Source organism: Rhodospirillales bacterium, from assembly GCA_028824295.1.
Taxonomy (GTDB): domain Bacteria; phylum Pseudomonadota; class Alphaproteobacteria; order TMED109; family TMED109; genus VXPW01.
Window position 1 is genome coordinate 78,963 of sequence record JAPPED010000022.1, and the last position, 25,800, is coordinate 104,762.

General features: G+C 63.8%; 22 protein-coding genes and 1 tRNA gene. 12 read left to right on the plus strand and 11 right to left on the minus strand.

Annotated elements, in window-relative coordinates; genetic code table 11:
• Positions 1-8: 8 nt before the first annotated feature.
• Positions 9-1,358: a ribosome biogenesis GTPase Der gene (gene der, locus OXH60_09810; GenBank protein MDE0712413.1), complete on the plus strand. Its 1,350-nt coding sequence runs from the start codon at positions 9-11 to the stop codon at positions 1,356-1,358.
• A gap of 39 nt (positions 1,359-1,397) precedes the next feature.
• Here der and OXH60_09815 read toward each other — a convergent pair whose 3' ends face one another.
• Positions 1,398-2,273 carry an aldolase/citrate lyase family protein gene (locus OXH60_09815; GenBank protein ID MDE0712414.1) on the minus strand — a complete coding sequence of 292 codons (876 nt, stop codon included), beginning with the start codon at positions 2,271-2,273 and terminating at the stop codon, positions 1,398-1,400.
• 174 nt (positions 2,274-2,447) lie between these two features.
• Positions 2,448-3,854, minus strand: a complete 1,407-nt coding sequence (locus OXH60_09820) for an aminotransferase (GenBank protein MDE0712415.1) — start codon at positions 3,852-3,854, stop codon at positions 2,448-2,450.
• A 220-nt stretch (positions 3,855-4,074) separates the two neighbouring features.
• On the opposite strand from OXH60_09820, the gene OXH60_09825 reads away from it, so the two are divergent.
• Together OXH60_09825 and dxs are read left to right on the plus strand one after the other, a co-directional pair.
• A complete protein-coding gene (locus OXH60_09825) occupies positions 4,075-5,187 on the plus strand; it encodes an NADH:flavin oxidoreductase/NADH oxidase (protein ID MDE0712416.1) in 1,113 nt (370 codons plus the stop codon).
• 405 nt (positions 5,188-5,592) lie between these two features.
• Complete coding sequence (dxs, locus tag OXH60_09830; GenBank protein MDE0712417.1) at positions 5,593-7,491, plus strand: 1-deoxy-D-xylulose-5-phosphate synthase; 1,899 nt, start codon at positions 5,593-5,595, stop codon at positions 7,489-7,491.
• Positions 7,492-7,878: 387 nt separating this feature from the next.
• On the opposite strand, the gene OXH60_09835 is transcribed toward dxs, so the two are convergent.
• From OXH60_09835 to OXH60_09850, 4 genes are all read right to left on the minus strand, one after another.
• Positions 7,879-8,067 (minus strand): hypothetical protein, encoded by a 189-nt coding sequence (locus OXH60_09835; GenBank protein MDE0712418.1) that lies wholly within the window; start codon positions 8,065-8,067, stop codon positions 7,879-7,881.
• Positions 8,068-8,525: 458 nt separating this feature from the next.
• Positions 8,526-9,725 carry an amidohydrolase family protein gene (locus OXH60_09840; protein ID MDE0712419.1) on the minus strand — a complete coding sequence of 400 codons (1,200 nt, stop codon included), beginning with the start codon at positions 9,723-9,725 and terminating at the stop codon, positions 8,526-8,528.
• A 249-nt stretch (positions 9,726-9,974) separates the two neighbouring features.
• A complete protein-coding gene (locus OXH60_09845) occupies positions 9,975-10,895 on the minus strand; it encodes a DMT family transporter (GenBank protein MDE0712420.1) in 921 nt (306 codons plus the stop codon).
• A gap of 307 nt (positions 10,896-11,202) precedes the next feature.
• Positions 11,203-12,090, minus strand: a complete 888-nt coding sequence (locus tag OXH60_09850) for an NAD(P)-dependent oxidoreductase (GenBank protein ID MDE0712421.1) — start codon at positions 12,088-12,090, stop codon at positions 11,203-11,205.
• Positions 12,091-12,324: 234 nt separating this feature from the next.
• Here OXH60_09850 and OXH60_09855 point away from each other — a divergent pair, with 234 nt between their 5' ends.
• The 4 genes from OXH60_09855 (at position 12,325) to OXH60_09870 (ending at position 15,941) form a co-directional block, all read left to right on the plus strand.
• Positions 12,325-13,542: a CoA transferase gene (locus OXH60_09855; protein MDE0712422.1), complete on the plus strand. Its 1,218-nt coding sequence runs from the start codon at positions 12,325-12,327 to the stop codon at positions 13,540-13,542.
• A 202-nt stretch (positions 13,543-13,744) separates the two neighbouring features.
• Complete coding sequence (locus OXH60_09860) at positions 13,745-14,518, plus strand: quinoprotein dehydrogenase-associated SoxYZ-like carrier (protein ID MDE0712423.1); 774 nt, start codon at positions 13,745-13,747, stop codon at positions 14,516-14,518.
• The gene (locus tag OXH60_09865) at positions 14,487-15,488 is read left to right on the plus strand and encodes an MBL fold metallo-hydrolase (protein ID MDE0712424.1); all 1,002 of its coding nucleotides are present in this window, start codon (positions 14,487-14,489) and stop codon (positions 15,486-15,488) included. Before OXH60_09860 ends, OXH60_09865 begins: the two co-directional genes overlap by 32 nt.
• A gap of 267 nt (positions 15,489-15,755) precedes the next feature.
• Positions 15,756-15,941: a hypothetical protein gene (locus OXH60_09870; GenBank protein MDE0712425.1), complete on the plus strand. Its 186-nt coding sequence runs from the start codon at positions 15,756-15,758 to the stop codon at positions 15,939-15,941.
• Between the two features lie 777 nt (positions 15,942-16,718).
• On the opposite strand, the gene OXH60_09875 is transcribed toward OXH60_09870, so the two are convergent.
• Positions 16,719-16,794 (minus strand) — tRNA-Ala (locus tag OXH60_09875).
• A gap of 190 nt (positions 16,795-16,984) precedes the next feature.
• Here OXH60_09875 and OXH60_09880 point away from each other — a divergent pair.
• Positions 16,985-18,193: an argininosuccinate synthase gene (locus OXH60_09880; protein MDE0712426.1), complete on the plus strand. Its 1,209-nt coding sequence runs from the start codon at positions 16,985-16,987 to the stop codon at positions 18,191-18,193.
• Here the strand turns inward: OXH60_09880 and OXH60_09885 are convergent.
• The gene (locus OXH60_09885) at positions 18,190-18,471 is read right to left on the minus strand and encodes a YggT family protein (GenBank protein ID MDE0712427.1); all 282 of its coding nucleotides are present in this window, start codon (positions 18,469-18,471) and stop codon (positions 18,190-18,192) included. The two genes, OXH60_09880 and OXH60_09885, sit on opposite strands and share 4 nt — an antisense overlap.
• Before the next feature lie 98 nt (positions 18,472-18,569).
• Here OXH60_09885 and speE point away from each other — a divergent pair, with 98 nt between their 5' ends.
• Positions 18,570-19,421, plus strand: a complete 852-nt coding sequence (gene speE / locus OXH60_09890; protein MDE0712428.1) for a polyamine aminopropyltransferase — start codon at positions 18,570-18,572, stop codon at positions 19,419-19,421.
• On the opposite strand, the gene OXH60_09895 is transcribed toward speE, so the two are convergent.
• The 3 genes from OXH60_09895 to OXH60_09905 form a co-directional block, all read right to left on the minus strand.
• The gene (locus tag OXH60_09895; protein MDE0712429.1) at positions 19,418-20,566 is read right to left on the minus strand and encodes a type III PLP-dependent enzyme; all 1,149 of its coding nucleotides are present in this window, start codon (positions 20,564-20,566) and stop codon (positions 19,418-19,420) included. The two genes, speE and OXH60_09895, sit on opposite strands and share 4 nt — an antisense overlap.
• On the minus strand, positions 20,563-21,012 hold the full coding sequence (speD, locus tag OXH60_09900) for an adenosylmethionine decarboxylase (protein ID MDE0712430.1): 450 nt from the start codon (positions 21,010-21,012) through the stop codon (positions 20,563-20,565). The genes OXH60_09895 and speD overlap by 4 nt, the downstream gene beginning before the upstream one ends.
• A 222-nt stretch (positions 21,013-21,234) precedes the next feature.
• On the minus strand, positions 21,235-21,438 hold the full coding sequence (locus OXH60_09905) for a helix-turn-helix domain-containing protein (protein MDE0712431.1): 204 nt from the start codon (positions 21,436-21,438) through the stop codon (positions 21,235-21,237).
• 863 nt (positions 21,439-22,301) lie between these two features.
• Between OXH60_09905 and dctP the strand changes: the two genes are divergently transcribed.
• The 3 genes from dctP to OXH60_09920 all read left to right on the plus strand — a co-directional run bounded on the left by dctP (position 22,302) and on the right by OXH60_09920 (position 25,268).
• Entirely contained in the window at positions 22,302-23,405 is a 1,104-nt protein-coding gene (gene dctP / locus OXH60_09910; GenBank protein MDE0712432.1) for a TRAP transporter substrate-binding protein DctP, read from the plus strand.
• A gap of 82 nt (positions 23,406-23,487) precedes the next feature.
• The gene (locus tag OXH60_09915; protein MDE0712433.1) at positions 23,488-23,994 is read left to right on the plus strand and encodes a TRAP transporter small permease subunit; all 507 of its coding nucleotides are present in this window, start codon (positions 23,488-23,490) and stop codon (positions 23,992-23,994) included.
• Complete coding sequence (locus OXH60_09920; GenBank protein ID MDE0712434.1) at positions 23,991-25,268, plus strand: TRAP transporter large permease; 1,278 nt, start codon at positions 23,991-23,993, stop codon at positions 25,266-25,268. Before OXH60_09915 ends, OXH60_09920 begins: the two co-directional genes overlap by 4 nt.
• Positions 25,269-25,800: the final 532 nt, after the last annotated feature.

A 25,800-nucleotide genomic window follows, 5' to 3' on the forward strand; every position in this document is an offset into this window, starting at 1 on the left:
CAGAGTTCATGCAGTTGCGGGTGGCAATCGTCGGCCGCCCCAACGTCGGCAAGTCCACGCTGTTCAACCGATTGGCGGGCCGGCGGGCGGCGCTCGTCGACCCCAATCCCGGCATGACGCGGGACCTGAACGTCTCGTCCGGGCAAATCGGGGCTGAGGATTTCGAGATCGTCGACACGCCCGGTCTCGAAGAGGCCGACACCGGCACGCTGGCTGCCCGAATGAGCGAAGCGAGTGAACGGGCTCTCGCCGAAGCGGATCTGGTCCTGTTCGTGATCGATGGCCGGCAGGGCGTGACCCCAGTCGATCGGGAGTACGCACGTCTAGCGCGAACGCACGCCCGCGAAGTCACCCTGCTGGTCAACAAGTGCGACAGCCCCGCCTTGGCGGCGCAGGCGGTCGAAGGGTTCGAACTCGGGCTCGGTGAGCCGATCCCGATCTCCGCCGAGCATGGCCTCGGAATCGGCGATGTCGAAGCGGTAATCGCTGCGCGGAACGCCTCCGCAACGCCGGCGGATGCGGACGCCCCGGACCAGGCACGGCCCATCCCCATCGCCATCGTCGGCCGTCCCAACAGCGGCAAGTCCACTCTTACCAATCGCCTGCTGGGCGAAGACCGGATGCTGACCGGGCCGGAACCAGGGATTACACGCGATTCGGTCGGCCACGCCTGGACCTGGCGGGGTCGCCGGATCGAACTCGTCGACACCGCCGGACTGAGACGGACCAGCCGCGTTGATTCCCGGCCGGAAGCGGTTTCCGCCGAGTCCACGAGACGGGCGCTTCGCTTCGCGGAAGCGGCAGTACTCATGCTCGACTGCAGCGAAGCCCTGGTGGACCAGGACCTCGCCATCGCGGCGGAAGTGATACAGGAAGGTCGCGCGCTGGTGGTTGCCGCCAACAAATGGGATCTGGTCCGACAACCCGCCGCCATGCGGCGGGCCCTGGTCGAGCGGCTCGACGATACGTTGCCGCAGGCGCGCGGCGTCCCCTGTGTTGCGCTCTCCGCCTTGACCGGCCACGGGACCAGCCGCCTCATGCAAGCAGTCTTCACCGTCCATCAGCGATGGAACCGGCGCGTGCCGACACCTGCACTGAACCGCTGGCTACGCGCTCAGACCGACGCACATCAACCACCCCGGGCCGGCGGGCGGGCCCAGCGCCTGCGTTTCATGACACAGGTCAACGTCCGCCCGCCCACATTCGCCCTGTTCGCCAATCACCCGGGGGGGCTTCCGCGGAGCTATGTCCGCTACCTGGCCAACGGCCTCCGCGAGACCTTCGACCTTGACGGCGTGCCCCTCCGGATCATGGTCCGCAAAGGCGACAACCCCTACGCGAACAAGGCCGACAACTGATCCGGGCGAAGTTGCTTCCGCCGTCAGCGCTCTGGCGACTCAGCCTGCGGTCCCCGCCTTGCGTCGGCTGTGCTGGCGACCCATTGCGGCGACCTCACGGGTGGTGGCACCAATTTTCACTCCTGCATCGATGAGCGCGGCCACGTTGTCGCGCTGCATGATGTCGAGGAAAGCGATTCCCGACCGGTCGCAGGCAGTCTTGACCCGTTCCCTTGCCGCCAGCATGTCAGGCGGATAGGGTGGATCGTGCGCCTCCCGATACCCGTAGGACATGCCCATGTCACCGGGTCCCCATTCAGCGAAGGCGATTCCTGGTACGGCGATGCTGGCCTCCGCCTGGACCAGTGCCCGCCGGTTTTCGATCTTCAGGCCCAACATCAGCTCACCGCTTGGGTTGAGCGGCCAAACGTCGGCGCACTCCAGATAGTCCGCCACCGACAGACCCCAGATTTCGGCAGCGGTGTGCTGGCCACCTGATCCACGGCGGCCCGCTTCCAAAAGACTGCCGACACCAAGATCCTGAAAGGAATACCTTGCCCCCTCGACAAACGCCTTCACGGCCGCAGGGGCTTCCGCGTGACACAGGATCAGACCATGCACCCCCGCGGCCAGGGCTTGCTGGATCATCCAGCGATTGGTGCGCACGGTTCGGGCGTCACTGCCGTCGGTCGGCAGCGTGACGATCACGGCCGGAGTACGGTGACCGGTGTCGGCGGGACCGCCGGCCACCAACCCGCGCATGAAGTCGCCCAATCGAGTCGTGTCGAAGGGTTGGTGCTCCAGATCCACAATCAGGCAGTCGGCCCAGGTACCGGCCTGCCGGACGCCGCTCCCGTGGGTCAGCTCGACGACCGTATCGCTGTACACCGGCTGACCCGCCGCCAGCAGTTCAATCGCGCGGTTGATCCTGGGCACTGATGTATCCTACTGAACGGATGGGCAGTTCAAGGGTATCCGGACCGGCAGGAACGAGCCCTGGGCACAACGCTGATGTCAGGCTGCCGGTCTCTGCAGCGGCCCCCGCGGCCATTCGCACCTCCCGCGGACAGGCACGGCCAAAGGGGCTGGGCGCTCGTTCTGTCCGTGTCTCTAAGAATTCCAGGTGCCAGCCTTGACCAGTTCGTCGGCGACACGGTTCAGTGCACGCTCGAATAGCTCGAGCGCCTCGTCCACCTCGGACCTGCTGATGACCAGCGGCGGCGAAAACGACACCGCATCGCAAAGCGGCAGCGAGCGGGTGATGAGTCCCTCTTCCATCGAGTACTTGCTGAGCATGGGCCCAACGAGCAGGTCGGGGTCGAACGCCTCCTTGGTCTCCCTGTCCTTGACCAATTCGACGGCCGCCAGCAGGGCATCGCCACGCACCTCGCCGACCAGCGGATGGTCGGCGGCGACCTCGCGCAGCCGTCGCTGGAAATAGGCGCCGACCTCGGCGCATTTCTGCGGCAGGTCCAGCCGCTCCATGATGTCAAGGTTGGCCATGGCCGCTGCGGCCGCGACGGGATGCGCGCTGTAGGTGTAGCCATGAGCGAACGCGGCGACGCCAGGGGGGCCTTCCTTGATGACTTCCCAGATCTCCTCGGAGATGATGCTGCCCGACATCGGCACGTAACCGCTCGTCAGCCCCTTGGCGATGGTCATCATGTCGGGTTCGATGGCGTAGGTCTCGGACCCGAACCAGTTGCCGGTCCTGCCGAAACCGGTGATCACTTCATCGGCGATCATCAACACGTCGTACTTGCGCAATACGCGCTGAATTTCCGGAAAGTAGCCCTCCGGCGGGATGATCACGCCGCCGGCGCCCATCACGGGTTCCGCAATGAATGCCGCCACCGTCTCGGGGCCCTCCGCGAGAATCATTTCCTCAAGCTTCTGCGCGCACGCACGTGAGAAGTCGCGCTCGCTCATGCCCGGCTCGGCGTGCCGCCAGTAGTGCGGAGTCTCGGTATGAAGGACCATCGGCAACGGCAGGTTGAACGCCGTATGCACGTTCGACAGCCCGGTGAGGCTCGCCGTCGCTACGGTAACGCCGTGATAGGCGCGCTTGCGGGAGATGATCTTCCGCTTTTCGGGCTTGCCGCGCAGATTGTTGTAGTACCAGACTAGCTTGACGTTGGTGTCGTTGGCGTCCGAGCCCGAGTTGCCGAAACTTACCTTGCTCATGTTGTCGGGCACGAGACGCAGGAGCCGGTCCGCGAGCCGAATGGGCGCCTCCGTCCCCATCGAGAAGAAGCTGTGGTAGTAGGCCAGTTCATCCGCCTGCGCCGCGATCGCGTCGACCACCTCCTTGTGTCCCCACCCGATGTTGACGCACCAAAGGCCGGCTACGGCATCGATGTATTGCTTGCCCGCCGAATTGGTAAGCCGCACGCCGCTTCCCGACACAATGATCTCGGGACCGGTCTCAAGATGTGATTTGAGCGCCGTGTAGCCGTGCAGAAAGCTCTGCTTGTCCATTTCCTCGAGAGAGAGATTGTGGTCCTGTCTGATTTCCATCTCCGGTCCCCCGCCGCCGTCGCCGGTCGATTGGCCGCCGCCTGACCCCTGTTTCCGCCTGCCTTGACCGGCAGTGGCCCGGCGCGAAGCCCGATCATAGACACCGGACCCGCGTTGCAGGCCAGCGGCCGCAGGACGATCCTCGCGCTGCCGCTTGCGTCAAGCGACCAAATTCGCGAGAACCAACCGTTTGGCAGGAACGCACGGACCGCAGGGACACATGAAAAGCCGCCTCTTCGCCCCCATCACGCTCCGCGAACTGGAGCTTGCGAACCGGATCGTGGTCTCGCCCATGTGCCAATACCAGGCCGTGAACGGAGCAGCCCAAGACTGGCACCTGATGAATCTGGGCCAGTACGCCATGGGGGCCGCTGGACTGGTGTTCGCCGAGGCCACCCACGTTGCGCCGGAGGCGCGGATTACCCATCGCTGCCTCGGTCTCTGGTCGGACGAAACGGAAGCGGCGCTCGCCCGGGTCGTGAACTTCTGCCGCGAGCACGGGGTCACCGCGCTCGCCGTCCAGCTGGCCCATGCCGGACGCAAGGCGTCCTGTGATCCACCCTTGTCCGGCGGGAAGCCATTGGGGCAAGAACGGGGAGCTTGGACCACGTTGGCGCCCTCACCGATTCCCTACGACGAGGGTTGGCACGTGCCGACGGCCCTGGACCGCTCCGGGATGGCTCGGGTCAAGCAGCAGTTCGTCCAGGCGGCGAAACGGGCGGCCCGTCTGGGCTTTGATGTCGCCGAGGTGCACGCCGCCCATGGGTACCTGCTATCGGAATTCCTTTCGCCGCTGTCCAATCAGCGCGAGGACGCCTACGGCGGCAGCCGGGAGAACCGGATGCGCCTGCTGCTGGAGATCTTCGAAGCCGTCCGCGCTGTCTGGCCCAAGGCCCGCCCCCTCGGGGTCAGGATCTCGGCCAGCGAATGGGTGGAAGCCGGTTGGGATATCGCGGACAGCGTCGCGCTCGCACACGAACTGAAGGCAGCGGGCTGCGACTTCCTGGATGTTTCCTCGGGCGGGAACCATCCGAAGCAGGCAATATCGCTGGGCCCCGGTTATCAGGTTCCGTTCGCGGAACGCATCAAGACGGAAACCGGTATCACCACCATGGCCGTCGGCATGATCACCGAGCCACGGCAGGCCGAGGACATCATCGCCTCGGGCAAGGCGGACATGGTGGCATTGGCCCGGGGGATGATGTTCGACCCCCGCTGGGCCTGGCACGCCGCGGAGGAACTCGGCGCCGACACGGCGTACGCCCGGCAGTACGCGCGCTGCCATCCCTCCGGCCGCCCCCAGGTGTTCCCGGTCCGGCAGGTCGCCAGCTAGCAGTCTGGCATCACGGGACCCGCGTGCATCCGGCGCCTGAGGGGCCGTCGGCAATAGTCAGTTTTTGCCTGTCGCCGCCTCGCTCAAGGACCGCAACCGCGATTCGGAAGACGCGTCCCTGCGGTCGTACTCAAGCCCGACCCGCGTTGGTGAGCCGAACGAGCATGACCTGTGGACGACCCCCGCGGTCGGGGTAAGTGACGGAGTCGCCCCGCTCATCGAACTTTGTGGGAGTACCAGCGGACCCGTCGCATCGCCGCGATCCCCGATCCTGCGCCGGCGACCGGGTACTGCCCGCTGTAGCTGCCGGACCGCCCGAAAAGGTATTTTCGAGAGGTCGACCATGGGCCTAGCTGATATGATTCAGCTGGGTAACGGAAAGGCCACCGCCGAAAAGAGGAAGTGATGCCTGAGACACCTCTGCTGGACACCGTCGGGGATCCGAGCGAACTCAGAGCCCTGCGGCCGGACCAGCTGCGACAGGTCGCCGACGAACTGCGAGCAGAGACGATCGATACGGTTTCCGTGACGGGCGGCCACCTCGGCGCCGGCCTGGGCGTGGTCGAACTCACCGTTGCGCTCCACTACCTGTTTGACACGCCTTCCGATCGCATCATCTGGGATGTCGGACATCAGGTTTACCCTCACAAGATCCTGACCGGTCGACGCGACCGTATCCGTACCCTTCGCCAGGGCGGTGGATTGTCAGGCTTCACCAAGCGATCCGAAAGCGAGTACGACCCGTTCGGCGCAGCACACGCGTCGACCTCCATCTCGTCCGCCCTCGGGTTTTCTGTCGCCCGCGATCTCCAGGGAAGAGACAACAAGGTCGTCGCCGTCATCGGCGACGGCGCGATGACCGGCGGCATGGCCTTCGAGGGACTCAACAACGCCGGTGCAATGGCCAACAAGCTGATCCTAGTCCTCAATGACAATGAGATGTCGATCGCACCCCCGGTGGGGGCACTGTCGGCGTACTTGTCGCGTCTGATTTCGTCCAAGTCGTATCGGTCTCTGCGTGATATCGGATTGCAGATGTCAAGGCGGTTTCCAGACTCGTTGCAACGGTCGGCGCGTCGAGCCGAGAGCTATGCACGGAGCTTGCTGACCGGCGGTACGCTGTTCGAACAGTTGGGCATGTTCTACGTGGGTCCGATCGACGGCCATAACATCGACCATCTGGTTCCGGTGCTGCGCAACGTACGCGATGACCAGGCCGAAGGACCCATTCTGGTTCACGTGGTGACGGAGAAGGGAAAGGGATATGCCCCGGCGGAAGGTTCAGAGGACAAGGGGCACGGCGTCGGCAAGTTCGACGTGGCCAGTGGCGCACCGAAGGGCGGCGGCGGCGCCAACACTCCCCCGAGCTACACGCGCGTCTTCGCGGACGCCCTGATCGAGGAAGCACGCCGCGACGAGAAGATCGTGGCCATCACGGCTGCGATGCCCTCGGGGACCGGCGTCGACCGCTTCGGAAAGATCTTCCCGGACCGAACCTTCGATGTCGGGCTGGCCGAGCAGCACGCAGTGACGTTCGCGGCCGGTCTGGCTGCCGAAGGGATGCGACCCTTTGCGGCCATCTATTCGACCTTCCTGCAGCGGGCATTCGACCAGATTGTCCACGACGTCGCCATCCAAAGCCTGCCCGTTCGATTCGCCATCGATCGGGCCGGCTTCGTCGGGGCAGACGGGCAAACGCACTGTGGCGCGTTCGATATCACCTACCTTGGCTGCCTTCCCGGCACAGTGCTCATGGCGGCCGCAGACGAAGCTGAATTGGTCCATATGGTGACCACTGCAGTTAGCATCGATGATCGCCCGTGCGCGTTCCGCTATCCCCGTGGAAGCGGCGTTGGGGTCACTCTTCCGGACGTTCCGGAAGTGCTGCCGATCGGTCGAGGTCGCATCATCCAGGAGGGTACGGCGGTCGCCCTGCTCTCGTACGGCTCACGGCTGCAGGACTGCCTCAAGGCTGCTGAAGAACTCGGTGCCAACGGCCTCTCGACGACCGTGGCAGATGCCCGCTTCGCGAAGCCGCTCGACGAGGACCTGGTCAAGCGCCTCGCGGCCAACCACCAGGTGTTGGTCACGGTCGAAGAGGGTTCGATCGGTGGATTTGCCTCCCAAGTGATGCACCTGCTTGCACGGGAGGGTGTGTTCGACTCCGGGCTGGCGTACCGCCCGATGGTCATGCCTGACATGTTCCTTGACCACGATACGCCTGCCGCGCAAGTTGAACGCGCCGGATTGGACGGCGCCCGCATCGTTACAACCGTGCACAGGGCGCTTGGAAAAACGGCATAGCCAGGCCGCGTGGCGGCCACGGTTTCCTCGACCCCGCCCCCGACCGCCTTGCCGCACGCTTGGGCGGACAACCGTGCGCGGCGCGGGGCATCGGACATGACCAGCATCGAGCAACGCTGGTATTCGGGCCCACCGCCGTCCCGCAGCGGGTTGAGGCGCTACGCTTCCGAACGCGGTTGAACGGTAGCCGGTGAGAGCCGCCCAGAACGGTTACCGGAACGGTCACACCGACGACTGACGCCCCCCTTGGCGCGATCTCCTCCGGCATCATGGCGAACAGCCCTGCATTCTCCGAGCCGATCGCAGTTGCGCACGTCCCCATTCTCGGGTTGAACTCCCGTTCGAATCTGCGCGTTTTTTGACACCATCGAGGAGACAACCCCTCGCCTATGGTTTGGTGGCCGGCCTGTACGGGGCGCACACGAGCCGTGTCGTCGCCGCGATGCTGGTCAGCACGGCCTGCCGGCCCTTGCCCAACGTCGTGCGGCTAACAGTGAACGTCTTCATACCCAGGTGAGCCGAAATACGAAATACGACAACTTCCAACGTGAGCAGCAATGTGCGAATAAGTTGCATTCGCATATGTTCTCTGGTAAGGTGTCCCGCGTTGCGACCGAGAAGTCGGCAGCGATGGAGGGATGCACACCGCCAGCTGCCTCGGTAACAGCAGTGCGGCCAGGGAGCCTGTCCGTCCGTCCGCCAATCCCGCGGCCGGCACCTCCTCACGAACAGGCTCCCTGGCGCCAATCTTAGGGGGTCACGGCGTCGAAACAGCTGGCATCCAGCAACCCGTTCAGGGATACCCTTTCGCACAACCGGCACTGCGCGGCACGACTGGACCCCTGCCGGTGTGAAACGCATCTGCGTCGCCACCTTCGTCCAGGTCTGGCCGCACCCATGCCAGCGGCAACGTGAAGGCCGCGAAGGTCCCGCCCCACTGCTCTAGGCTAATCGCTCACGAGATCGGCTAAGCCGATCGGAGTGACGACGCCGCGCCCACTGCGCCACCGAGCGGCACCAGTAATCCTTGGGAATTAACCGCTCGCTTCTGAAATGAGCCCTTCGGTGACCGGGGCGCCCGGCTCTGCCGGAAACCCGTACAGCCGAGCCGCGTTTTCCCACAGGACCTTGCGCTGGATCCGGGGCTCCACCCCCGCCATCTCGCGGGCGATGAATTCCTGGCTGTCCGGCCACACGCCGTCCGGATGCGGGAAGTCCGAGCCCCACATCACGTTGTCTTCACCGAGTACGTCGATCAGACGAATGCCGATGGGATCGCTCTGGTAGGTGGCGTAGCACTGGCGGCGCCAGTACTCGGACGGCTTCATCTTGAGCTCAAGGTCCCGGAACTGATCCTCCCACTCAAGATCCATATGCTCGAGCACGTACGGAATCCATCCGATCCCAGCTTCACCGATAACGAGCCTCACTCTCGGATACCGCTCGAGCACGCCGCCGTAGATCGCCTCCATCAACTTGTCGGCCATCTTGAGCTGGAAGCCGGTGATGAACGTGGCGAAGGCTGCCCGCCACTCGAGCCGAGTAAGGCCTTCCGGCTCCGGTTGCCTGCCGCCAATGGTGTGGATGTGAACGGGCAGCCCGCTGGCGTCCACCGCCTCCCAAAGCGGGTTCCAGTGGTGGTGATAAAGCGGCTTCATGTCGAGGGTATTGGCGATCTCGAGACCGCGAACGATGCCCCGCTTCGTAACCCGCTCGATCTCAACGACGGCAGCCCCAACATCGTGATTCGGAACGCAGGCAATGCCGGCAAAACGGTCGCGGTTGGAAGCGCAGAAATCGGCGAGCCACGAGTTGTAGATGCGCATCACCTCGGCGGCGGCTTCTGGATCGTTCAACCGGTTCGCTGCCCCTAGGATTCCGTAGAGGACCTCGCCACGCACGCCGTCGAGTTCCTGGTCCCGGACCCGCAATTCCGGATCCGTGAGACGGCGGACTCCCCGCTGCCCGTCTTCGTAAAGCCCTTGGGCAGCCATTCGGTCCGACCGGTGAATCTCGCCGGGCACGTATTCCCTCCCTGCCGACCCCATGCCGTTCACCAGCCCGAAATAGGCGCCACCCTTGGACACCCAGACGCCGCGCCCGCGCTCGTCCCGGTCCACGTAGGGCATGCGGTCCCTGAGGCGCTCCGGCGCCATTGCCGTGAAGAGGTCGGGCGGCAGCCAGATGAGATCGATATGGCAGTCGGCCGAGACTACCTTCCCTCGAAGATCCATTTGGTTCCTATTTCCTTGTCCCGTGTTGGGCCGTCAATTTCACTCACCGGTTGTCGGGAACCAGCCGTAGCTGATCGGTTTCAATGGTTTGGTCGGTTCCAGCGTAGCGTATTCGACGAACAGTCACCGCTCCCTTTGCAGGCTCTGCAAGGACTTCTGGTCAACTCCGCCGCAACCAACATTTCATCGGCCTGTCGCGACACCGTCGGCCTGCAGGGGCAAGGAGGGAATGACAGTTAGTTCAGCGAGTTAGCTTCGGGTGGTGCGTCGGTACGTGTAGATGCCCGCGAGCACGATGAGGCCTGCTCCAGCCAACGTGTTGATACCCGGTACCGTGTCGAAAAGGAGAATCCCGTAGCTGACCGCAAACAGGAGTTGGATGTACGTCAAGGGGCCCAGTTTGCTCGCCTGGACCCGGGCAAAGGCGAAGCCCGCCAGATACTGGCCAAGTGCACCGAAACCACCGATCACTGCCAGCATGCCCCAGCCCGCGGCATCCGGCATCTGCCAATCGAACGGTACGGTTGCGCTGGTTGCCACGACCCCCGCCAGCGAGGAATAGAGAAGGCCGGTTTCCGGCGGGTCGACCACGGACACGAACCGGCTGGACAGCATGTAGAACGCGAAGAGAAACGCGCCCGTGATGCCGGCCGCCACACCCGTCAGCGTACCGGGCGGCAGCGCGTCCGGATTCCCCGTCATCGCGGCGATCAGCGCAAACGGCTGCACCACGATCAAGACACCGACAAAGCCAATCAGAGCGGCGCACCATTCCTGCCAGCCGACGCGTTCGCCCAGCGTCACCCCGGACAGCACCGACATGATGAGCGGGGCGGTAAAGATGATCGCCGTCGCCTCGGCGATGGGCAGCCGCGCAAGCGCGTGGAAGTAGAAGAACGTCATGCCGAAGAGGAACACGGACCGGACGATCTGTGCGCGTGGGCGATGACTCCGGTGGAAGCGTGGTCCTCGTCCGAGCACCCTGAGTACGGCCATCACCGCGACGATGAGAATGAAGTGGAAGGTGTATCGGGCCCACACCACCTGCAGCACGGGAAACGTCTGCGACAACCACTTCCCGTACGCCTCCATCGTCGAGAACGACAGGAGCATGCAGAAGAAGAAGAAAACTCCGACCTGCTGCGCGCTTGCCGTCTTATCCGTCGCCATCAACAAGAGCCCCAGGTGTCGTGCCGGTTGCAGGCGCCGCCTGCTTTCGTGCACGCACCGTTCCCCTCAGCCAGGCCGTACGTCGATGTGGCCGAGCAGAGCGGGACTTCTTTCGAAACTTCTGCACTGCGCCTGCTCCCCACCCTGTCCTGCGCCGGCACGGTCGGCTTCCTGCCTGTTCGCATGGGCTCGCGCACCCGGCCGTCGCGACCCGACCGCGGCGCCAAGAGGCGGCGCCCAATCGCTTCAGCGAGAAGGATCGATGGCAGACGCGCGGCGGCAGTGGTTCACGACGACCGCGCTCCGTTCAGACCGGGTCCCCCCGATAGAGCGCCGCGATTGCAGTACTGTCGGCGCCGGCGTGTCCGCGCTGGACCATCAGCCGATGCAATTCGGCTGCTGTCACGGCCATGGGCATCGAGGATGCGGTAGCGCGCGCAAGATCGGACACGGTGTCGAGGTCCTTGAGCATCGTTCTAATGTGCGATTCCACCGTCATGTCGCCGGCCACCATCTTCGGTAAGAACTGTTGCAGCAGCAGGGAGTCCGCGCGGCCTCCGGCGAGAGCTTCGGGGAGCCGGTCCGCGTCGATCCCTGCGCGTGCAGCGAGAGCTGCCGCTTCAGCGAGAACGGCGAACCCGCAACCGACAATCGTCTGGTTGATCAGCTTCGTGGTCTGGCCCGCGCCGATCGGCCCCATCAGCGTGAAGCGGCGCGCCAGCACAGCGACGACCTCGCGGGCACGCTCGAAATCCGCTTCGTTGCCCCCGGCCATGACGGTCAGATTCCCGGTTTCGGCGCCGATCACCCCACCCGAAACGGGCGCGTCCATCCAGCGCATCCCCGTTTCCCGCTGCAGGCGCGCCGCCATGTCCCGGCAGGCGCCCGGGCGGATCGAGGACATGTCGACCAGCAACTTTCCGTCCGCGCCGCCGGCGGCAATACCCTCTTCGCCGAACACGACGGCCTCCACCGCTTCGGTATCGGAGAGGCAAGTGAACACCAGATCGGAAGCGCGAGCTACGTCGGCCGCCGTCTGCCGTCGCTCCGCACCGAGTTCGACGAACCGGTCGAGTTTGGCGGGGGTGCGTCCCCAGACCGCCACCCCGTAGTCCGCCTCGAGCAGCCGTACGGTCATCGGCGCTCCCATGAGGCCGAGGCCGATGTATCCGAGGCTCGGTTTGTGCTGACCCATGGCATTCCCTCCTGGCTTCGTCTGTCCGAGCCGGGTTGTCGACGGCGCTTCGCTTCAGCCGCTCCCGCGCAGCTCCCGAGGAGCATAGAGACCGGCTGCAAGGAATCTGCGCAGCTGTCCCCGGCTCTCCGAGAACGCTGCCACCAAGGCCACGGCTCGCGCGGAGCGACAGGCGCTATACACTCCGCGCCGGTTAGTCCGGCTGGCCCCTTTTCCACCGCATATGGAGAGCTCGTGCACAGCACCCTCGAAGGCGTTCGCGTCCTGGACTTCACGCAGGTCCTGGCCGGCCCGTACTGCACGCAACAGCTGGCGCTGCTTGGCGCCGACGTCATCAAGGTGGAGAACCGTGTGGTCGGCGACCAGGCGCGCCAGACACTCCCTGCGACCGATCCGGACCTGGAGGATCTGGGTGCTTCGCCGTTGTTCCTGGCCGTGAACACGGGGAAGCGTTCGCTAACCCTCGACTTGAAGCACGAGCGTGCGGGGGAAGTCGTTCGCCGTCTGGCTGCCAGCTCGGACGTGCTCGTCGAAAACTTCAAGGCCGGCACCATGGACCGCTTGGGCTTTGGCTATGGCGCCATGAGCGCGATAAACCCGCGGCTGATCTACTGCGCGATTTCCGGCTACGGTCAAACCGGTCCACGCGCGTCCGCTGCCGCGTACGATGCCGCGATCCAGGCGGCGTCCGGAATGATGTCCGTGACCGGCACGCCGGAGACGGGACCGGTCAAGACGGGTCATTGGACGATCGACATGACGACTGCGACGCAGGCCTGTTTCGCGATTTCCGCCTCGCTGTTTTGTCGAGAACGGACGGGTCACGGCGACTTTCTCGACCTCTCCATGCTGGACACTGCAGCCGGCGTCATGGCGCCAAATCTCACGATGTATTCGGTGAACGGAACCGTCCCGAACCTGTCAGGCAACCGGTCGCAGACCGGCAACCCGGTCGCAGACGTGTACCCGGCCAGCGACGGACTCGTCATGATCGCCGCGGCCACCCAGAACCAGTTTCTGTCACTGGCGTCGCTGCTCGGCCGCGAGGAACTGACGACCGACCCTCGCTTCGTGACGCTGTCAGACCGAATCGCGAATGCTGACGAACTCCGGGTCATTCTGAGCGATGCGTTCTCCCGAGAAAGCGCCGCAATCTGGGAAGACCGTCTGGCGGAAGCCGGCATTCCGGCCGCACGCGTGTCGACGATCCCGCAGGTTTGGCAAGAGAATCCCCAACTGACCCATCGGGGCGTCTTCCAGACCGTTCCACGCCAAGACGGCGCCGGGGAAGGTCACTGGCCATACGTTGACCTGGCCTTTCACAGCATGCGGAAAGTCGGGCGGACACCTCATCCGGCCCCTCTGCTAGGCGAACACACCGAAGAGATTCTCGGCGAAGCCGGGTTCTCGCCGACCGAAATTGGCGAGTTTCAATCACAGAACGTCGTGTAACCCACCCGAACCGCCCACCGTGGAGAACGTGTCAGGTGGAACGTTCGCTCCAGCCACACATCCTGGGTGCCGTCCGCATCCGCCCTGATCGCGTGCCGCCGACCTGCAGTTCGGGCAGCACGTTCACCCTGGCCCAGTGACATTTGGGAATGCGCCCCATCCGCTCTAGACTGGGTGCCGCCACTGGGCATGGGAGAATTTGATGCGTTCAACGATGCTGATTGCCGTCGCGGCGTTGCTGATCACGGCCGCCAACGCGCGCGGCGTGGATCCTGCCGGGTCCGAGCTCTGGGAAGACCTCAGCGGCGCCTACCTCGGCGAGGACGCCAACGTGACGTTCAACGATTCCATTCGCCTCATGATGGCCGACCGGGTCGAGAGTGCGCATGAAGTGCCGATCATGGTCAAGGTACCGCACGATTTGCGTGACATGCAGGAACTCGTGCTGCTGGTGGATCGCAACCCCATTCAGCAGGTTGCGCGGATCACGCCGCACCGTCGAATCGAGTCCGTCGGGATGAACATCCGGTTGGAAGAATCGACGCCCGTCCGAGCCGCCATCCTGGACCCATCGGGAATCTGGCACGTCGCCACCAAATCGGTGCTGGTCATGAGCGCGGGCGGATGCTCTTCTCCGCCACCGGACGGCGCGGTGGTCGCGGCAGTCGGTGACGTCAATATCAAGCAGTTCGAACGGCACGGTGGAGCCAGCAGGCTCAAGGTTCGGATCCATCACCCGATGGACACCGGCTTCGTCGTTCTGGAGGATGGCGATGTCGTCCCGCCCTACTACGTCGAGAAGGTCCGAATTGAGGATGAGCGGGGCATGATCGCGGACATGCTGACCTGGGCGGCAATGTCGCGGGACCCTGTCATAACCATTGATCTTCCGACCGAGGGTCAGTCCGTGCGGGTCTCGGGCAGTGACTCTGAAGGCTTGTCGTTTGAAGGACTCGAGAACGCCCCTCTCATGTAGTCGTCGTGCAGCCGGGCTCGCCCGGGCTGCCGCCTGCCTGATCCTTTTCACCACGGCCGCGTGGGACGCCGTCGGCGCGTCCTACGGCCTGCGGCCGCAACCGGTCGCGCCGGGCGTCTACGTGTTCCCCGGGTCGCAGGACGCCCTTACGCCCGACAATGGCGCCAACATTGCGAACACCGGTTTCATCGTGGGATCGCGAGAGGTCCTGGCGATTGAAGCTGGCCCCACCCGCCGATATGGCAGGGAGATGTTGGCCGCCATCCGGTCTGTCACGGACCTGCCGATCCGCTACGCGGTGATTACCCACCGGCATCCCGATCACTCCTTCGGCCTCGGCGCATTCCGCGAGGCCGGCATCGACGTCCTTATGCATCCCGCTGAAGCCGAAGGCCTCGCCAACGAGGGACCGGCGCTTCTGGAACTCATGACCGCACTTGTGGGCGATGCCTGGACCCAGGGAACCACCATCGAGGCGCCGTCGGAAATGCTGACGGAGGATCGCCATGTGGACCTGGGTGACCGGCCGGTGGATATCCTTGTGCTGGAGGGTGGGCACAGTTCGGGTGACCTCGTTGTCCACGACCGGATATCCGGGGTTGCGTTCTTCGGCGATCTGCTGTTCGTCGGGAGGGCCGCCACCGTGCCGCACGCCGACATTGGCGCTTGGCTCATGCACCTTGACCGGCTTGAATCGCTGCCCTGGACGAAAGGTGTGCCGGGGCACGGCCCCATCCTTGAGGACCCGGCCGGATTCGCTGACACGCGCGACTGGATCCGCTTTCTGCGCAGCCGGATCCTCGAGGCCGTACTGACTGGCGAGAGTCCGGCTGAAGTCCTTGATCCTGGTGTCCCGGAACCGTTCGCCGGAATGGTGGAAGCCGGGCCGACGTTCGGGCGGGCTGTGCTTCAGCTGTACAGGCGGTACGAGGCCATGGACCCGGCAGAACTCGACGCCCTGGCCCAATAGCGATCCCGGCCGGTCCGAACCGGCGCCCCGCATGCGCCGCGGTCGGGCTGGCCTGCCCTCGACTGGGGACTGACCTCCACAGCAAGATACCCTGGACTTCAGGACCAGATTTCGCGATGCGCTTTCGATGGCAGCGGACATTGGCGTCCGCATGCAGGGACGCCGCGGCGAACCTCACCACTCACCGATACCGCGGGCATTGCCGTACGGGTCCTCGTGTTACCGACTTGGATGCAACTGCCAACGTGCCCCTGCGGACTTTCCGTGGTGCCGGAAGGTTCTGGCTACCGGCGCATCTGCTCGGCCGGCGCGGCGTCCCTGGGGCGCGTTGGGATGTTCTCACTCTCGGTGATCCAGCGCCTGGGAAATTTGGGCCGCCGGAGCACATCGATCGACATTCGGCCTGACATTCTGGGACGGCGCCTGACCGTGCGCTTCGCGGTCTCGATCTGATTGGCCAAGTCGGGGGCTGCCGGTCGGATCAGCGTGGCCAGCGTCCAGACCGCTCCGATGCCCATGAGTACTGCAGGGTCGCTTGCGCAACGGAATACGAGTCTCCGCGCGCCGCCATTCCTAGAGCCGGTCCTTGTCGCCCTGCGGCCTCGGTCAGGTAGACCCGAATGCTTGGAGATGTCTGAGTGAGTAAGCATGTTCGGGTTCCTGTTTCTATCGCCGAACTAGGGACAGAAAGGGGGCTTGGCAAACCACGAGGGCGAACCTCGGCCATGGACTGAGAATGCGAAGAACTTAGAAGGCTGCTGCAAGCTGCACGCGAATTCTGACCGGACGATGCCCGGAAATGCGTACGCTAGTCGGATCGAGAGAATCGACCTGTCCCCGAGGTCGGAAGCAGCCAGCCAGGTGGTTCCTCTGCAAATGGAAACCTCGTGAATCCCTGAGATCACGAGACGACGAGAAGAAGCTGACGAAATCGCCGAAACTAGAGGCATTCGGTGTGGGACCGGCCGAGCACCTCGATTTGGCAACACCGACCTTCGCCCCGGACGAACGCGAGCCACAGCAATCGGGATGATGCCTCGTTGCGTCTGCGGTAACGTCGCTTGGCTTGACGCCGAGCCCCCGTCAACACACGCAGACGGGAGCCCAGAGTGGGGCAAACCGCAAAAACTTATGTGGTATCGAACACGACCTGCACAGGAACACAGATGGCTGTGAGTGCAACCAATGTTTGAGAATATTCTCAAACATTGGTTGCACTCACAATGGCCTTGGTGGAGCCGAGGGGATTCGAACCCCTGACCTTCGCATTGCGAACGCGACGCTCTCCCAACTGAGCTACGGCCCCTCCGACGGCACTGTCTGGCACGTGACCGGAAAGGTGTCAAATGCCGGCTTGCCGCCGCCCTGCATCCTTCCCGGGCCCGAAGATGTAAATCACGTATGAAAGCGTTTCTACGTGGTATATCCACGACCTTGGGCTGCACCGATTTCGCGTGGCCCGCAATCGCTGCCCTGGCCATGCTTCGGAGTCCTGGATGTCGGACGTGAACAAGATCGTGCTCGCCTACTCGGGCGGCCTCGACACCTCGGTGATCCTGCGCTGGCTGCAGCAGACCTACCAGTGCGAGGTGGTCGCCTTCTCAGCCGACCTCGGCTACGAGAGCGTGGAGCGGGCCCGCGCCAAGGCTGAGCAGATGGGAGTTCGCGACATCCGCATCGAGGACCTCCGGGAAACCTTCGTCCGCGACTACGTCTTCCCAATGTTCCGAGCCAATGCGCTCTACGAGGGCACCTACCTTCTCGGAACGTCGATCGCTCGCCCGCTGATCGCACGCAGGCAGGTCGAGATCGCCGCCGAAACCGGCGCAGATGCGGTGGCGCATGGCGCGACAGGAAAGGGTAACGACCAGGTCCGCTTTGAATTGAGCTATTACGCGCTCAACCCCGACATACAGGTGATCGCCCCCTGGCGCTCCTGGGAACTGCAGTCCCGGACCGACCTGCTCACCTATGCCGAAGCGCACCAAATCCCGATCGAGAACGTGAGCGCGGGCGAACCGCCTTATTCAACCGATTCCAACCTTCTCCACACCTCCTACGAAGGAAAGGCGCTGGAGGATCCCTGGCGCGAACCCGACGAGGCAATGTTCCAGCGAACGGCTGCGCCGGAAGCCGGACCTGACACGCCTCAGTACGTGGAAATCGATTTCGTGGAGGGAGATCCCGTCGCGATCGACGGGACACGCCTGTCCCCTGCCCGACTGCTTGAACGGCTCAACGAACTCGGGGGTGCCCACGGGATCGGCCGGCTCGACCTCGTGGAGAATCGTTTTGTCGGCATGAAGTCCCGGGGCGTCTACGAAACGCCCGGCGGCACCTTGCTCCAGACCGCTCACCGGGCCGTCGAATCACTCACGCTGGACGGGCCCGCCATGCGTACGCGCGACGAAATCATGCCGCGCTACGCTTCGCTTGTGTACAACGGTTTCTGGTTCGCGCCCGAGCGCGAGATGCTCCAGGCCCTGATCGACGAATCGCAACGCAACGTTACCGGGACGACCCGCCTCAAGCTCTACCGGGGATCTGCACGGGTCGTCGGACGTCGTTCGCCGAGAAGCCTCTACAGCGAGAGCATTGCCACCTTCGAGGCGGATTCGGTGTACGATCAGAAAGATGCCGAAGGCTTCATCCGCCTCAATGCGCTCCGCCTGCGGCAGCGCCGTCGGGTGGAGGGCGACCGCTAACCCATCGTGAGTTCGACGAGCAGGCTCCGAACGAACCAAACCGCCAGGATGAGAACGACCGGCGAGATATCGATGGTGCCGGTGTCCGGCAGAATTCGGCGAATGGGGCGCAGCATCGGTTCGGTAAGCCGGCCGAGTGCCTGGTGCACGCCGAAGACGAACCGGTTCCGGAAGTTGATCACGTCAAACGCGATCAGCCAGCTCAACACCGCCTGAATCACCACGATCCAGATGACCAGATTCAGAATCTTGTCGATCAGCAAGATAAGGCTGTTCATGAGAGCCCGTGCGCAACCCTTGGTACATTCGGGCCGTCAGTATATCGGCGGGACTCGGGTCGAGGACCCGAGCATGACTCACCGGTGCTGACTCGGCGATGACGCGCGAATTCGCGGAGACCCTTCACGCGGGGTATGCGCAGATATTTGCGGTTTCACGCGTGCTGGCCGATGAACAGAGCGCCTTCCAACGTATTCAACTGTTTGAGAACCCGGCATTCGGCCGGGTACTCGCGCTCGACGGAATCGTCCAGATCACCGAGCGCGACGAGCACACGTACTCAGAGATGATGGTGCATCCGCCCGTATACGAACATGGCGGAGTCGAGCGCGTGATGATCGCCGGCGGTGGCGACGGCGCAGTCGCAGAAGAGGTGCTCAAACACCCGTCGGTCCGAACCGTGGATCTGGTGGACATTGACCGGCGGGTGGTTGAACTCGCCCGCGAATTCCTGGGTGCCGTGCACGGAAAGGCGTTCGAGGATTCTCGCCTCCGGGTGCACTTCGACGACGCCGGCCATTTCCTGGAGCGGCACCAGGGTACCTACGACCTGATCATTGCCGACCGCCCCGATCCGGTGGGAGCAGCGGAAAGCCTGTTTGCAGAATCGTTCTATCAGCGCGTGGCGGTGGCGCTCCGGGGCGCCGGCATCGCCGTCTTTCAGAGCGGCGTCCCGTTCTTTCAGGAAGACGAGCTCCGAGACGTCTGCCGCAAGATGCGTTCCGTTTGGGGCGAGGTGTCCACGTATCTCGCCGTTACCCCGACGTATACCGGCGGCCTGATGGCCATCACCCGGGGCTCCCCGAGACCGGTCACCCAACCCATTCTCGATGCCGCGCTCGAGCGAGCTCGACGGGATCTTCTCGAGACCCAAACCTATACGCCCGACGTGCACCGAGCCGCGTACGCGCTCCCCGCCTGGATCCGCGCGATCACTGACGCCCCCTAGCCCGCGTGCCGCCCCGGGCCGATGAACAGGCTGTGCGGAGCCGGACACCCATTGAACCGCGATGCGTAGACAGTGGTGTAGGCGCCCGCGCACCGGATCCTTATCCGATCTCCGGCCGCGAGCCCGAGCGGCAACTGATAGTCGGCGGCTTCGTAGAGGATGTCGGCGCTGTCGCAGGTCGGCCCGGCAATAACAACCGGTCCGCACGGTTCGTCCGGGCCGCAGGCTTCGATGGGGTATCTGATCGCATCGCCCTCGGTCTCCGCCAGCCCACCGAAGCGCCCGATGTCGAGAAAGACCCAGCGGTGCCTGTCAGCAGGCGACTTCCGGGTCACGAGAACGACTTCGGACTCGATGACGCCAGCGGCCGCAACCAGATAACGCCCGGGCTCAATGGCAAGGGCAGGCACGGCGTCTCCGAAGTGCCGGGCCAACGCGTTCCGGATTGTCCCGGCGCACGCTTCCAGACTCGGGATTCCGTCGTGGTACTGAACCGGCAGGCCACCACCGAAGTTCAGCGATTCGACGGGTAGGCCGGCAGCGGCCATTCCCTCCGCCGTCCGTGCAGCGACTGCAGCGGCTCGGTTCCAACTCTCGAGATCCGTCTGCTGAGAGCCAACATGAAAAGAGAGTCCGGTCGGTCGAAGACCCAGCGCGACCGCTCGACGCATTAGGTCGACGGCGCTCTCTGAAGAGCATCCGAACTTTCGGTCCAGCGGCCATGCGGCCCCCGAGTTGTCCACCGCCAGCCTGACCACGAGGGAAGATCCCGGCGCGTGCTTCGCGATCTTCTGCAGTTCCGGCAGCGAATCGCATGCAAAGCTGCGGATGCCATGACGCCATGACCAGGCAATGTCTGCGGCCTTCTTGACCGTATTGCCGTAGGCCAGTCGCTCCGGCAGCACGCCGAGACGCAGACACAGTCGAATTTCCGACCGGCTCGTGACGTCGAAGGAAGCGCCCAGCGACCGAAGGCAACTGACAATTTCCGGTGCCGGATTGGCCTTTACCGAGTAGTGAACGCGCACTCCGGGGAACCTGTTCGTAACGCGGCGGTACGCAGCCGCCACTTCGCCCAGGTCAATGACGAGGCAAGGGGTCCGACGGCGGCGGGCATCAAGGAACCGCTCCGCTGCCGCGCTCACGCCGATTTGCCGGCGGCCGGGTAGGTTCCGCGGCGGAGCACCTGAACCTGCTTGCTGGTCGGACGAAAATGTCGCTCCAGCTCGTGCAACGCAGCGCTCGCGTTAGTGCCTCCGCAAAGAAACGCGTCGAACGCCACGTATCCGCGTTCCGGCCAAGTGTGAACGCTCATATGCGATTCAGCCAACACGGCAACACCCGACACACCCTGCTCATCGCCGAAAGGATGAAGGTAAAGGTGGAGGATCGTGGCGCCAGCCGCGTGAGCGGCCTTTCGCATCGCGGTACCGATCGCCTCGACGTCGTCCAGCGCCGAAGCACCCCAAAAGTCGGCAATCAGGTGGAGCCCCGCGTACGTGGCGCCGGCCTCGGTAACGAACTTGTCTGCCCCAACCGTGCGGTCGGCCATGGCAACAGGAGTACCGCAACCGGTCGGACTGCGAAGCATTGCTGGTTTCTCGCGCTGGGGCCGGAAGGCCGGGCCAGGCCCCCAACCGTCAAGGCACGTCGGCAGTGATTGCGGAACCTAGACGTTCGCAGTAGTGCGACGCAACTCCGGGAATGGCTGGGCCACTGCATTGGCAACCGGCCTGCCCTTCCGTCTGAACCAGCGGGCTGCCGGCACGACGGCCTCGTGTATCAGCGCGCTGGATGCCAGCGCTCCTCCTGGTCAGGAAGCGCCCCTGCCATCGTCAGAAGTTGACGTGCGTCGACGCGCGTCCGCCCAGGCTTGAAGGTCCTCTCGTAGGTAGCGAATCCGCCCGCCGAAGCGGTGAAACGCCGGGCCTTCGCCCGACGCCCGATATCGGTCCAGCGTTCGCACAGACAACCCGAGCCAATCTGCCGCCTGGCGCGGCGTGAGGTACCTGGGCATATCGTTCATCGTACTCTCCTCCTACCGACTGCACGCCATCGAACTCCCGTGTCACGTCCCTGGTCACCTGCGTTCATGGCGACCCCGCATTTCTCCGGCCAGAAAGCCCTCGCCTATCCCGACTCGCCCCGACCCGAATGTCGAATTGCGCACACCGACGTGAGACACCGAACAAAACGGCCCCACAACGTTTTCATCTAACGCCATGGACGCGCTATGTGAAATTCATTTTTACAATAGTTTTATGAGCTTATTGCATGTATCTGTAGGATGTGTGGCGTCCATTGGCGTTGTTGGTCGTCTTATTACCGCCTTTGACAAAAGACCGGACCGGGAATTTGCGAGCGCCGGGCAGCCGAGCCAGTGCAATCGATTGCCGCGCACGAACAGCCGGTGCCGGTGGCATCGCCGGGAACGGTGCGAATGGGCCCCGCGCAACCCGACCGGCAACATCGGTCCCGCCCGGGACACCGCATCGACGGACCCGTTCTCAGGACGGCCGTGGTTTCCCGCGATTGACCGTTGCAACGCAGGAAAGGTTCCGATCCGCAGGGAGGCAACCTGCCCGAACGCTTCACGCCTCCATGCCGGCTCTCGTGACCAGCGGCTCGTTCGTTATCCTCCCGGTGTTGGCACGTGGAGCGGTCAAGATGTAAGGCCATTCTGACAAGGCCTTGACGGGAATCGTCGCGCCGACGGAGTTCGTCCTTGGTTCAGGTCTTGGAGGTGGTCGGTTGCGAGCGGTGTATCCGTCCTGGCGACCCCGGCATGTGACCTCGGCCTCTCGCGCAGCCACGACCATTGGAATGCCGGCGACGGCGGCCATCCCGCAACCGCCGGCGACACCAAGAACGGAGAGCAGAATGTCGATATCGAACCAGACGACCGGGAGTGGCGCCCCTCTGATCGCCATGACGGTTGCCTTCGTCGTGTGCGTCACCGCACTCGGAACAGTCTCACGCGCCGAAGCGGCGGAATACACCATGGTAGTTCCGCACCTGCTCCCTGAGGATCTCACCAACAACGAAGTTCAGCCGGCGCTCATGCACTTCGCGTCGCAGGTGGAAGCGCGTACCGACGGCGACATTGACGTCCAGATCTTCGGAGCCGGCCAATTGGGGTCGGAAGTCGAGAACGGAAAGGAAGCACAGATCGGGAAGACCGTTCAGTCGGCCGTCATGTCATCCGGGGCCATGTCCTCGTTCTTCAAGGACTATCAAATCATCACGACCCCGTTCCTGTTCCCGAACTACCACGTGGCAAGGGCCTACTTCGATGGAGCGTGGCACGCGAATTTCATGCGCGGTGCCATCGAGTCCTCCGGACTTCGCTACCTAGGCACATTCGATGACGGTGGCGGCTTCGTAGCCTTCACCAACAACAAGCGCCTCATCCGTACGGTGGACGACATCCAGGGGCTGCGCATCCGGGTCGAGGAAAACCCCGCCCACGTCGCCACCATGAAGGCACTCGGCGCGTCGGCCACCCCGCTGCCATGGGGCGAAGTCATCACCGCGCTCAGCACCGGCCTTGCAGACGGCCAGTTCAACGCCCCGGGGGCCAGCCTTGCATTCAAGCTATGGGAAGTGAACGACTACACCACCTGGAGCGGCCACGTCTACAACTCCATTTCCTGGATGGTGAGCGAACGGTGGTACCAGTCGCTGCCCGGGGACTACCAGCGCATCGTCGTGCAGTCGGCACGGGAAGCAATCCAGATGGCCCACGGCTTCGCGACCCTTGCCGCTGTGCGGGGGTGGGTTGCCTCGTGCGATGAGTTCGTGGAATGCCACATCCTGACGGCCGACGAGAAGAAAAGGATGGCGGCGATCGCCCGGCCCGCGTGGCGGCAGTGGATCACGGAGGACTTTGGCGTCGATGCGGGGCTGGTCGACGCGCTGTGGGTTGAAGTGGACCGGATCGAACAGGCCCTCGCCGCCAGCGACATGGAGCACTACGGGAACTAGGCCACCGGCAAGACGGTCGCCCGGTCCGGCGCTGCGGTCGCCGTCGCTCTCCCCCCCGGCCAGCGACCGAAACCGGTTTCCCATGCAACGCCTTCGTAGCTTCAGCGACCAGCTCAACGTCGTGGTCATCTACGTCTGCGTCGCGTTCGTCGGCGTGATGCTTGCGATCTCGTTTGCGGGTTCGTTCTACATGGTGATCACCGGAGACTCGCTGAGTTGGACCTACTCGCTTGCCCGCCTCTTCGTGCCATGGATCGGGCTCCTTAGCTCCACCGTTGCGCTCCGCTACGGAGAGCACGTCGCCATGACGCTGGTATCGAGGAATCTTCCTCGACCGTGGGCACGGACGATGCAATGGCTGGTGCTCGCGTCGCTCGCGTTGCTGGGATTGCTGCTGATCGAGACCGGTTGGGACTTCTTCCTGAATTCCACCCAGTACTACATGGTCTCCGACCAGTTTCAGGTGCACCACCGCTGGGTAGCGGCGGCCGTCCCGATCACGGGGGTGATCATCCTTGTGCACCTGGTGCACGGGCACGTCCTCCTCCGACCATCGCCGGACAGCCCCGACGGGGAACACGACGCGTGACCGCCGCCGCGGTTTTCCTGTTCCTTCTCGTGGTGGGAGCACCGGTCGCGCTCGTGATGGCGTTCTCGGGCCTCGCGGGAGCGATCTCCCTTGGCGGTCTCGACCTGCGCGGCATGCTTGCCGACCGCATGTTCTCCGGCGTCTCGGGTTTCGTTCTCATTGCGGTCCCGTACTTCATCTTCACCGCGGAGCTGATGAATCAGGCGGGTCTGACCCAGAAGCTCGTGACGTTCAACAACGCCCTGCTCGGACGAGTCCGCGGCGCGCTCAGCCACGTGAACATCACCACCAGCGTGTTCTTTGCCGGACTCACGGGCGCGGCCATTACCGATGCCGTGGCAATCGGGCGGCTGATGATCCCGGCCATGAAGAAGGAAGGCTACGACGCCGCCTATGCGGCCGCGGTGACGGCGTGTTCGTCAATCATCGGTCCCATCATCCCGCCGAGCGTCGTCATGGTCGTCTACGCGTCCATCCTGCGGGACGTTTCCGTACTTGACCTGTTCGCCGGCGGGCTGGTTCCAGGGCTGCTCATGGCCGGGATGCTGCTCGTGACAAGCAGCATTCTCGCCTACCTCGGAAACCACCCAAAGCACCCGGGTGCGCCACTTCGCATCGCGATCGTTGCCTTCTTCGCATCAGTACCTGCCCTGTTGGTGCCGCTCATCATCCTCGGCGGCATTCTCGGAGGACTCACCACCATCACGGAAGCCTCCGCCTTCGCCGCGGTCTATGCGCTTCTGATCGGCCTCTTCGGATACCGGACGCTCAATCTGGCGAAAATCCGCGCTGCCCTGCTCATCACGGTGCGATTCAGCGGGGTCGTGTTCTTCCTGCTGGCGACTTCGACCGTGCTCGGGTGGTTCATTACGCGTTCGGGCGTGGCCCGTGAGGCGGCAGGGTTCATCGCGAGCATCAGTACCGAGCCGACCGTCCAGATCCTCCTAGTGGATCTGTTCCTGATCGCCGTCGGCACCGTGCTGGACGTACTACCGGCACTCATTGTCGTCGCCCCGGTCCTGGTGCCCGCAATGCTCAGCCTGGGTTTCGATCCCCTTCACTTCGCAATCGTCATGATCGTGACCCTGAACGTCGCCAACATCACGCCGCCCGTCGGGATGACCCTGATGACGGCGTCGCAACTGGCCGGGGTGACCTACGAGCGCGCGATCCGGGCCTCCATACCGTTCTATGCCAGCCACGTCGCGGTCATCGTAATCGTCTCGCTCTGGCCCAGCCTAGTGCTCTGGCTGCCCAACCTGATTCGCGGCTAGGCCGGGCTGCTCCAAACGCGGCCTGCACTAGCTCGTCGGCGCAGCGGTACCGGTCAGCAACGCAAACAGTGCTTCGCAATTAACTCTGGATCGCGTCCACTTGCAAAAGAAACCTTATACCGGACCCGTGGATTTACTTATACACAATTACTGGTGAAGCTATATCAAGGATAACAGCGAGGGTAGTTATTGCCAGTGTTCAATTGAAGACATATCAAGGCATGCAGTATTTGCATGCAACAAGGAATCTTGACTGTAAATCTGGCCGACATCGCACTACCTTGAACACATGAGAAAGTCGTCTGCTTGTATTCTTCGACCTACTGTCAAAGAGAAATCAGTTCGATCCTTCGTAGCGGATCAAGAACAGTCCTTTCGTCCACTGGCAATGTCCAACCTGCACCACCTGTTCCCAACGGGCATACCCGCATGGAGACGGCCTGGAGCTGTGCTCCTGACCCACATGCGCCCGATACCGGCTGCCCGGAGAAACCAGGTTGATGCCGGCGAGAAGCATCTATTGGCAAAGCAG

What these genes read in the sequence shown, in the direction of transcription:
- der (MDE0712413.1), top strand. Translation starts at nt 9, where the DNA reads ATGCAGTTGCGGGTGGCAATCGTCGGCCGCCCCAACGTCGGCAAGTCC.
- OXH60_09820 (MDE0712415.1), bottom strand. Translation starts at nt 3,854, where the DNA reads ATGGAAATCAGACAGGACCACAATCTCTCTCTCGAGGAAATGGACAAG.
- OXH60_09825 (MDE0712416.1), top strand. Translation starts at nt 4,075, where the DNA reads ATGAAAAGCCGCCTCTTCGCCCCCATCACGCTCCGCGAACTGGAGCTT.
- dxs (MDE0712417.1), top strand. Translation starts at nt 5,593, where the DNA reads ATGCCTGAGACACCTCTGCTGGACACCGTCGGGGATCCGAGCGAACTC.
- OXH60_09835 (MDE0712418.1), bottom strand. Translation starts at nt 8,067, where the DNA reads ATGCAACTTATTCGCACATTGCTGCTCACGTTGGAAGTTGTCGTATTT.
- OXH60_09840 (MDE0712419.1), bottom strand. Translation starts at nt 9,725, where the DNA reads ATGGATCTTCGAGGGAAGGTAGTCTCGGCCGACTGCCATATCGATCTC.
- OXH60_09845 (MDE0712420.1), bottom strand. Translation starts at nt 10,895, where the DNA reads ATGGCGACGGATAAGACGGCAAGCGCGCAGCAGGTCGGAGTTTTCTTC.
- OXH60_09850 (MDE0712421.1), bottom strand. Translation starts at nt 12,090, where the DNA reads ATGGGTCAGCACAAACCGAGCCTCGGATACATCGGCCTCGGCCTCATG.
- OXH60_09860 (MDE0712423.1), top strand. Translation starts at nt 13,745, where the DNA reads ATGCGTTCAACGATGCTGATTGCCGTCGCGGCGTTGCTGATCACGGCC.
- OXH60_09880 (MDE0712426.1), top strand. Translation starts at nt 16,985, where the DNA reads ATGTCGGACGTGAACAAGATCGTGCTCGCCTACTCGGGCGGCCTCGAC.
- OXH60_09885 (MDE0712427.1), bottom strand. Translation starts at nt 18,471, where the DNA reads ATGAACAGCCTTATCTTGCTGATCGACAAGATTCTGAATCTGGTCATC.
- speE (MDE0712428.1), top strand. Translation starts at nt 18,570, where the DNA reads ATGACGCGCGAATTCGCGGAGACCCTTCACGCGGGGTATGCGCAGATA.
- speD (MDE0712430.1), bottom strand. Translation starts at nt 21,012, where the DNA reads ATGCTTCGCAGTCCGACCGGTTGCGGTACTCCTGTTGCCATGGCCGAC.
- OXH60_09905 (MDE0712431.1), bottom strand. Translation starts at nt 21,438, where the DNA reads ATGCCCAGGTACCTCACGCCGCGCCAGGCGGCAGATTGGCTCGGGTTG.
- dctP (MDE0712432.1), top strand. Translation starts at nt 22,302, where the DNA reads ATGTCGATATCGAACCAGACGACCGGGAGTGGCGCCCCTCTGATCGCC.
- OXH60_09915 (MDE0712433.1), top strand. Translation starts at nt 23,488, where the DNA reads ATGCAACGCCTTCGTAGCTTCAGCGACCAGCTCAACGTCGTGGTCATC.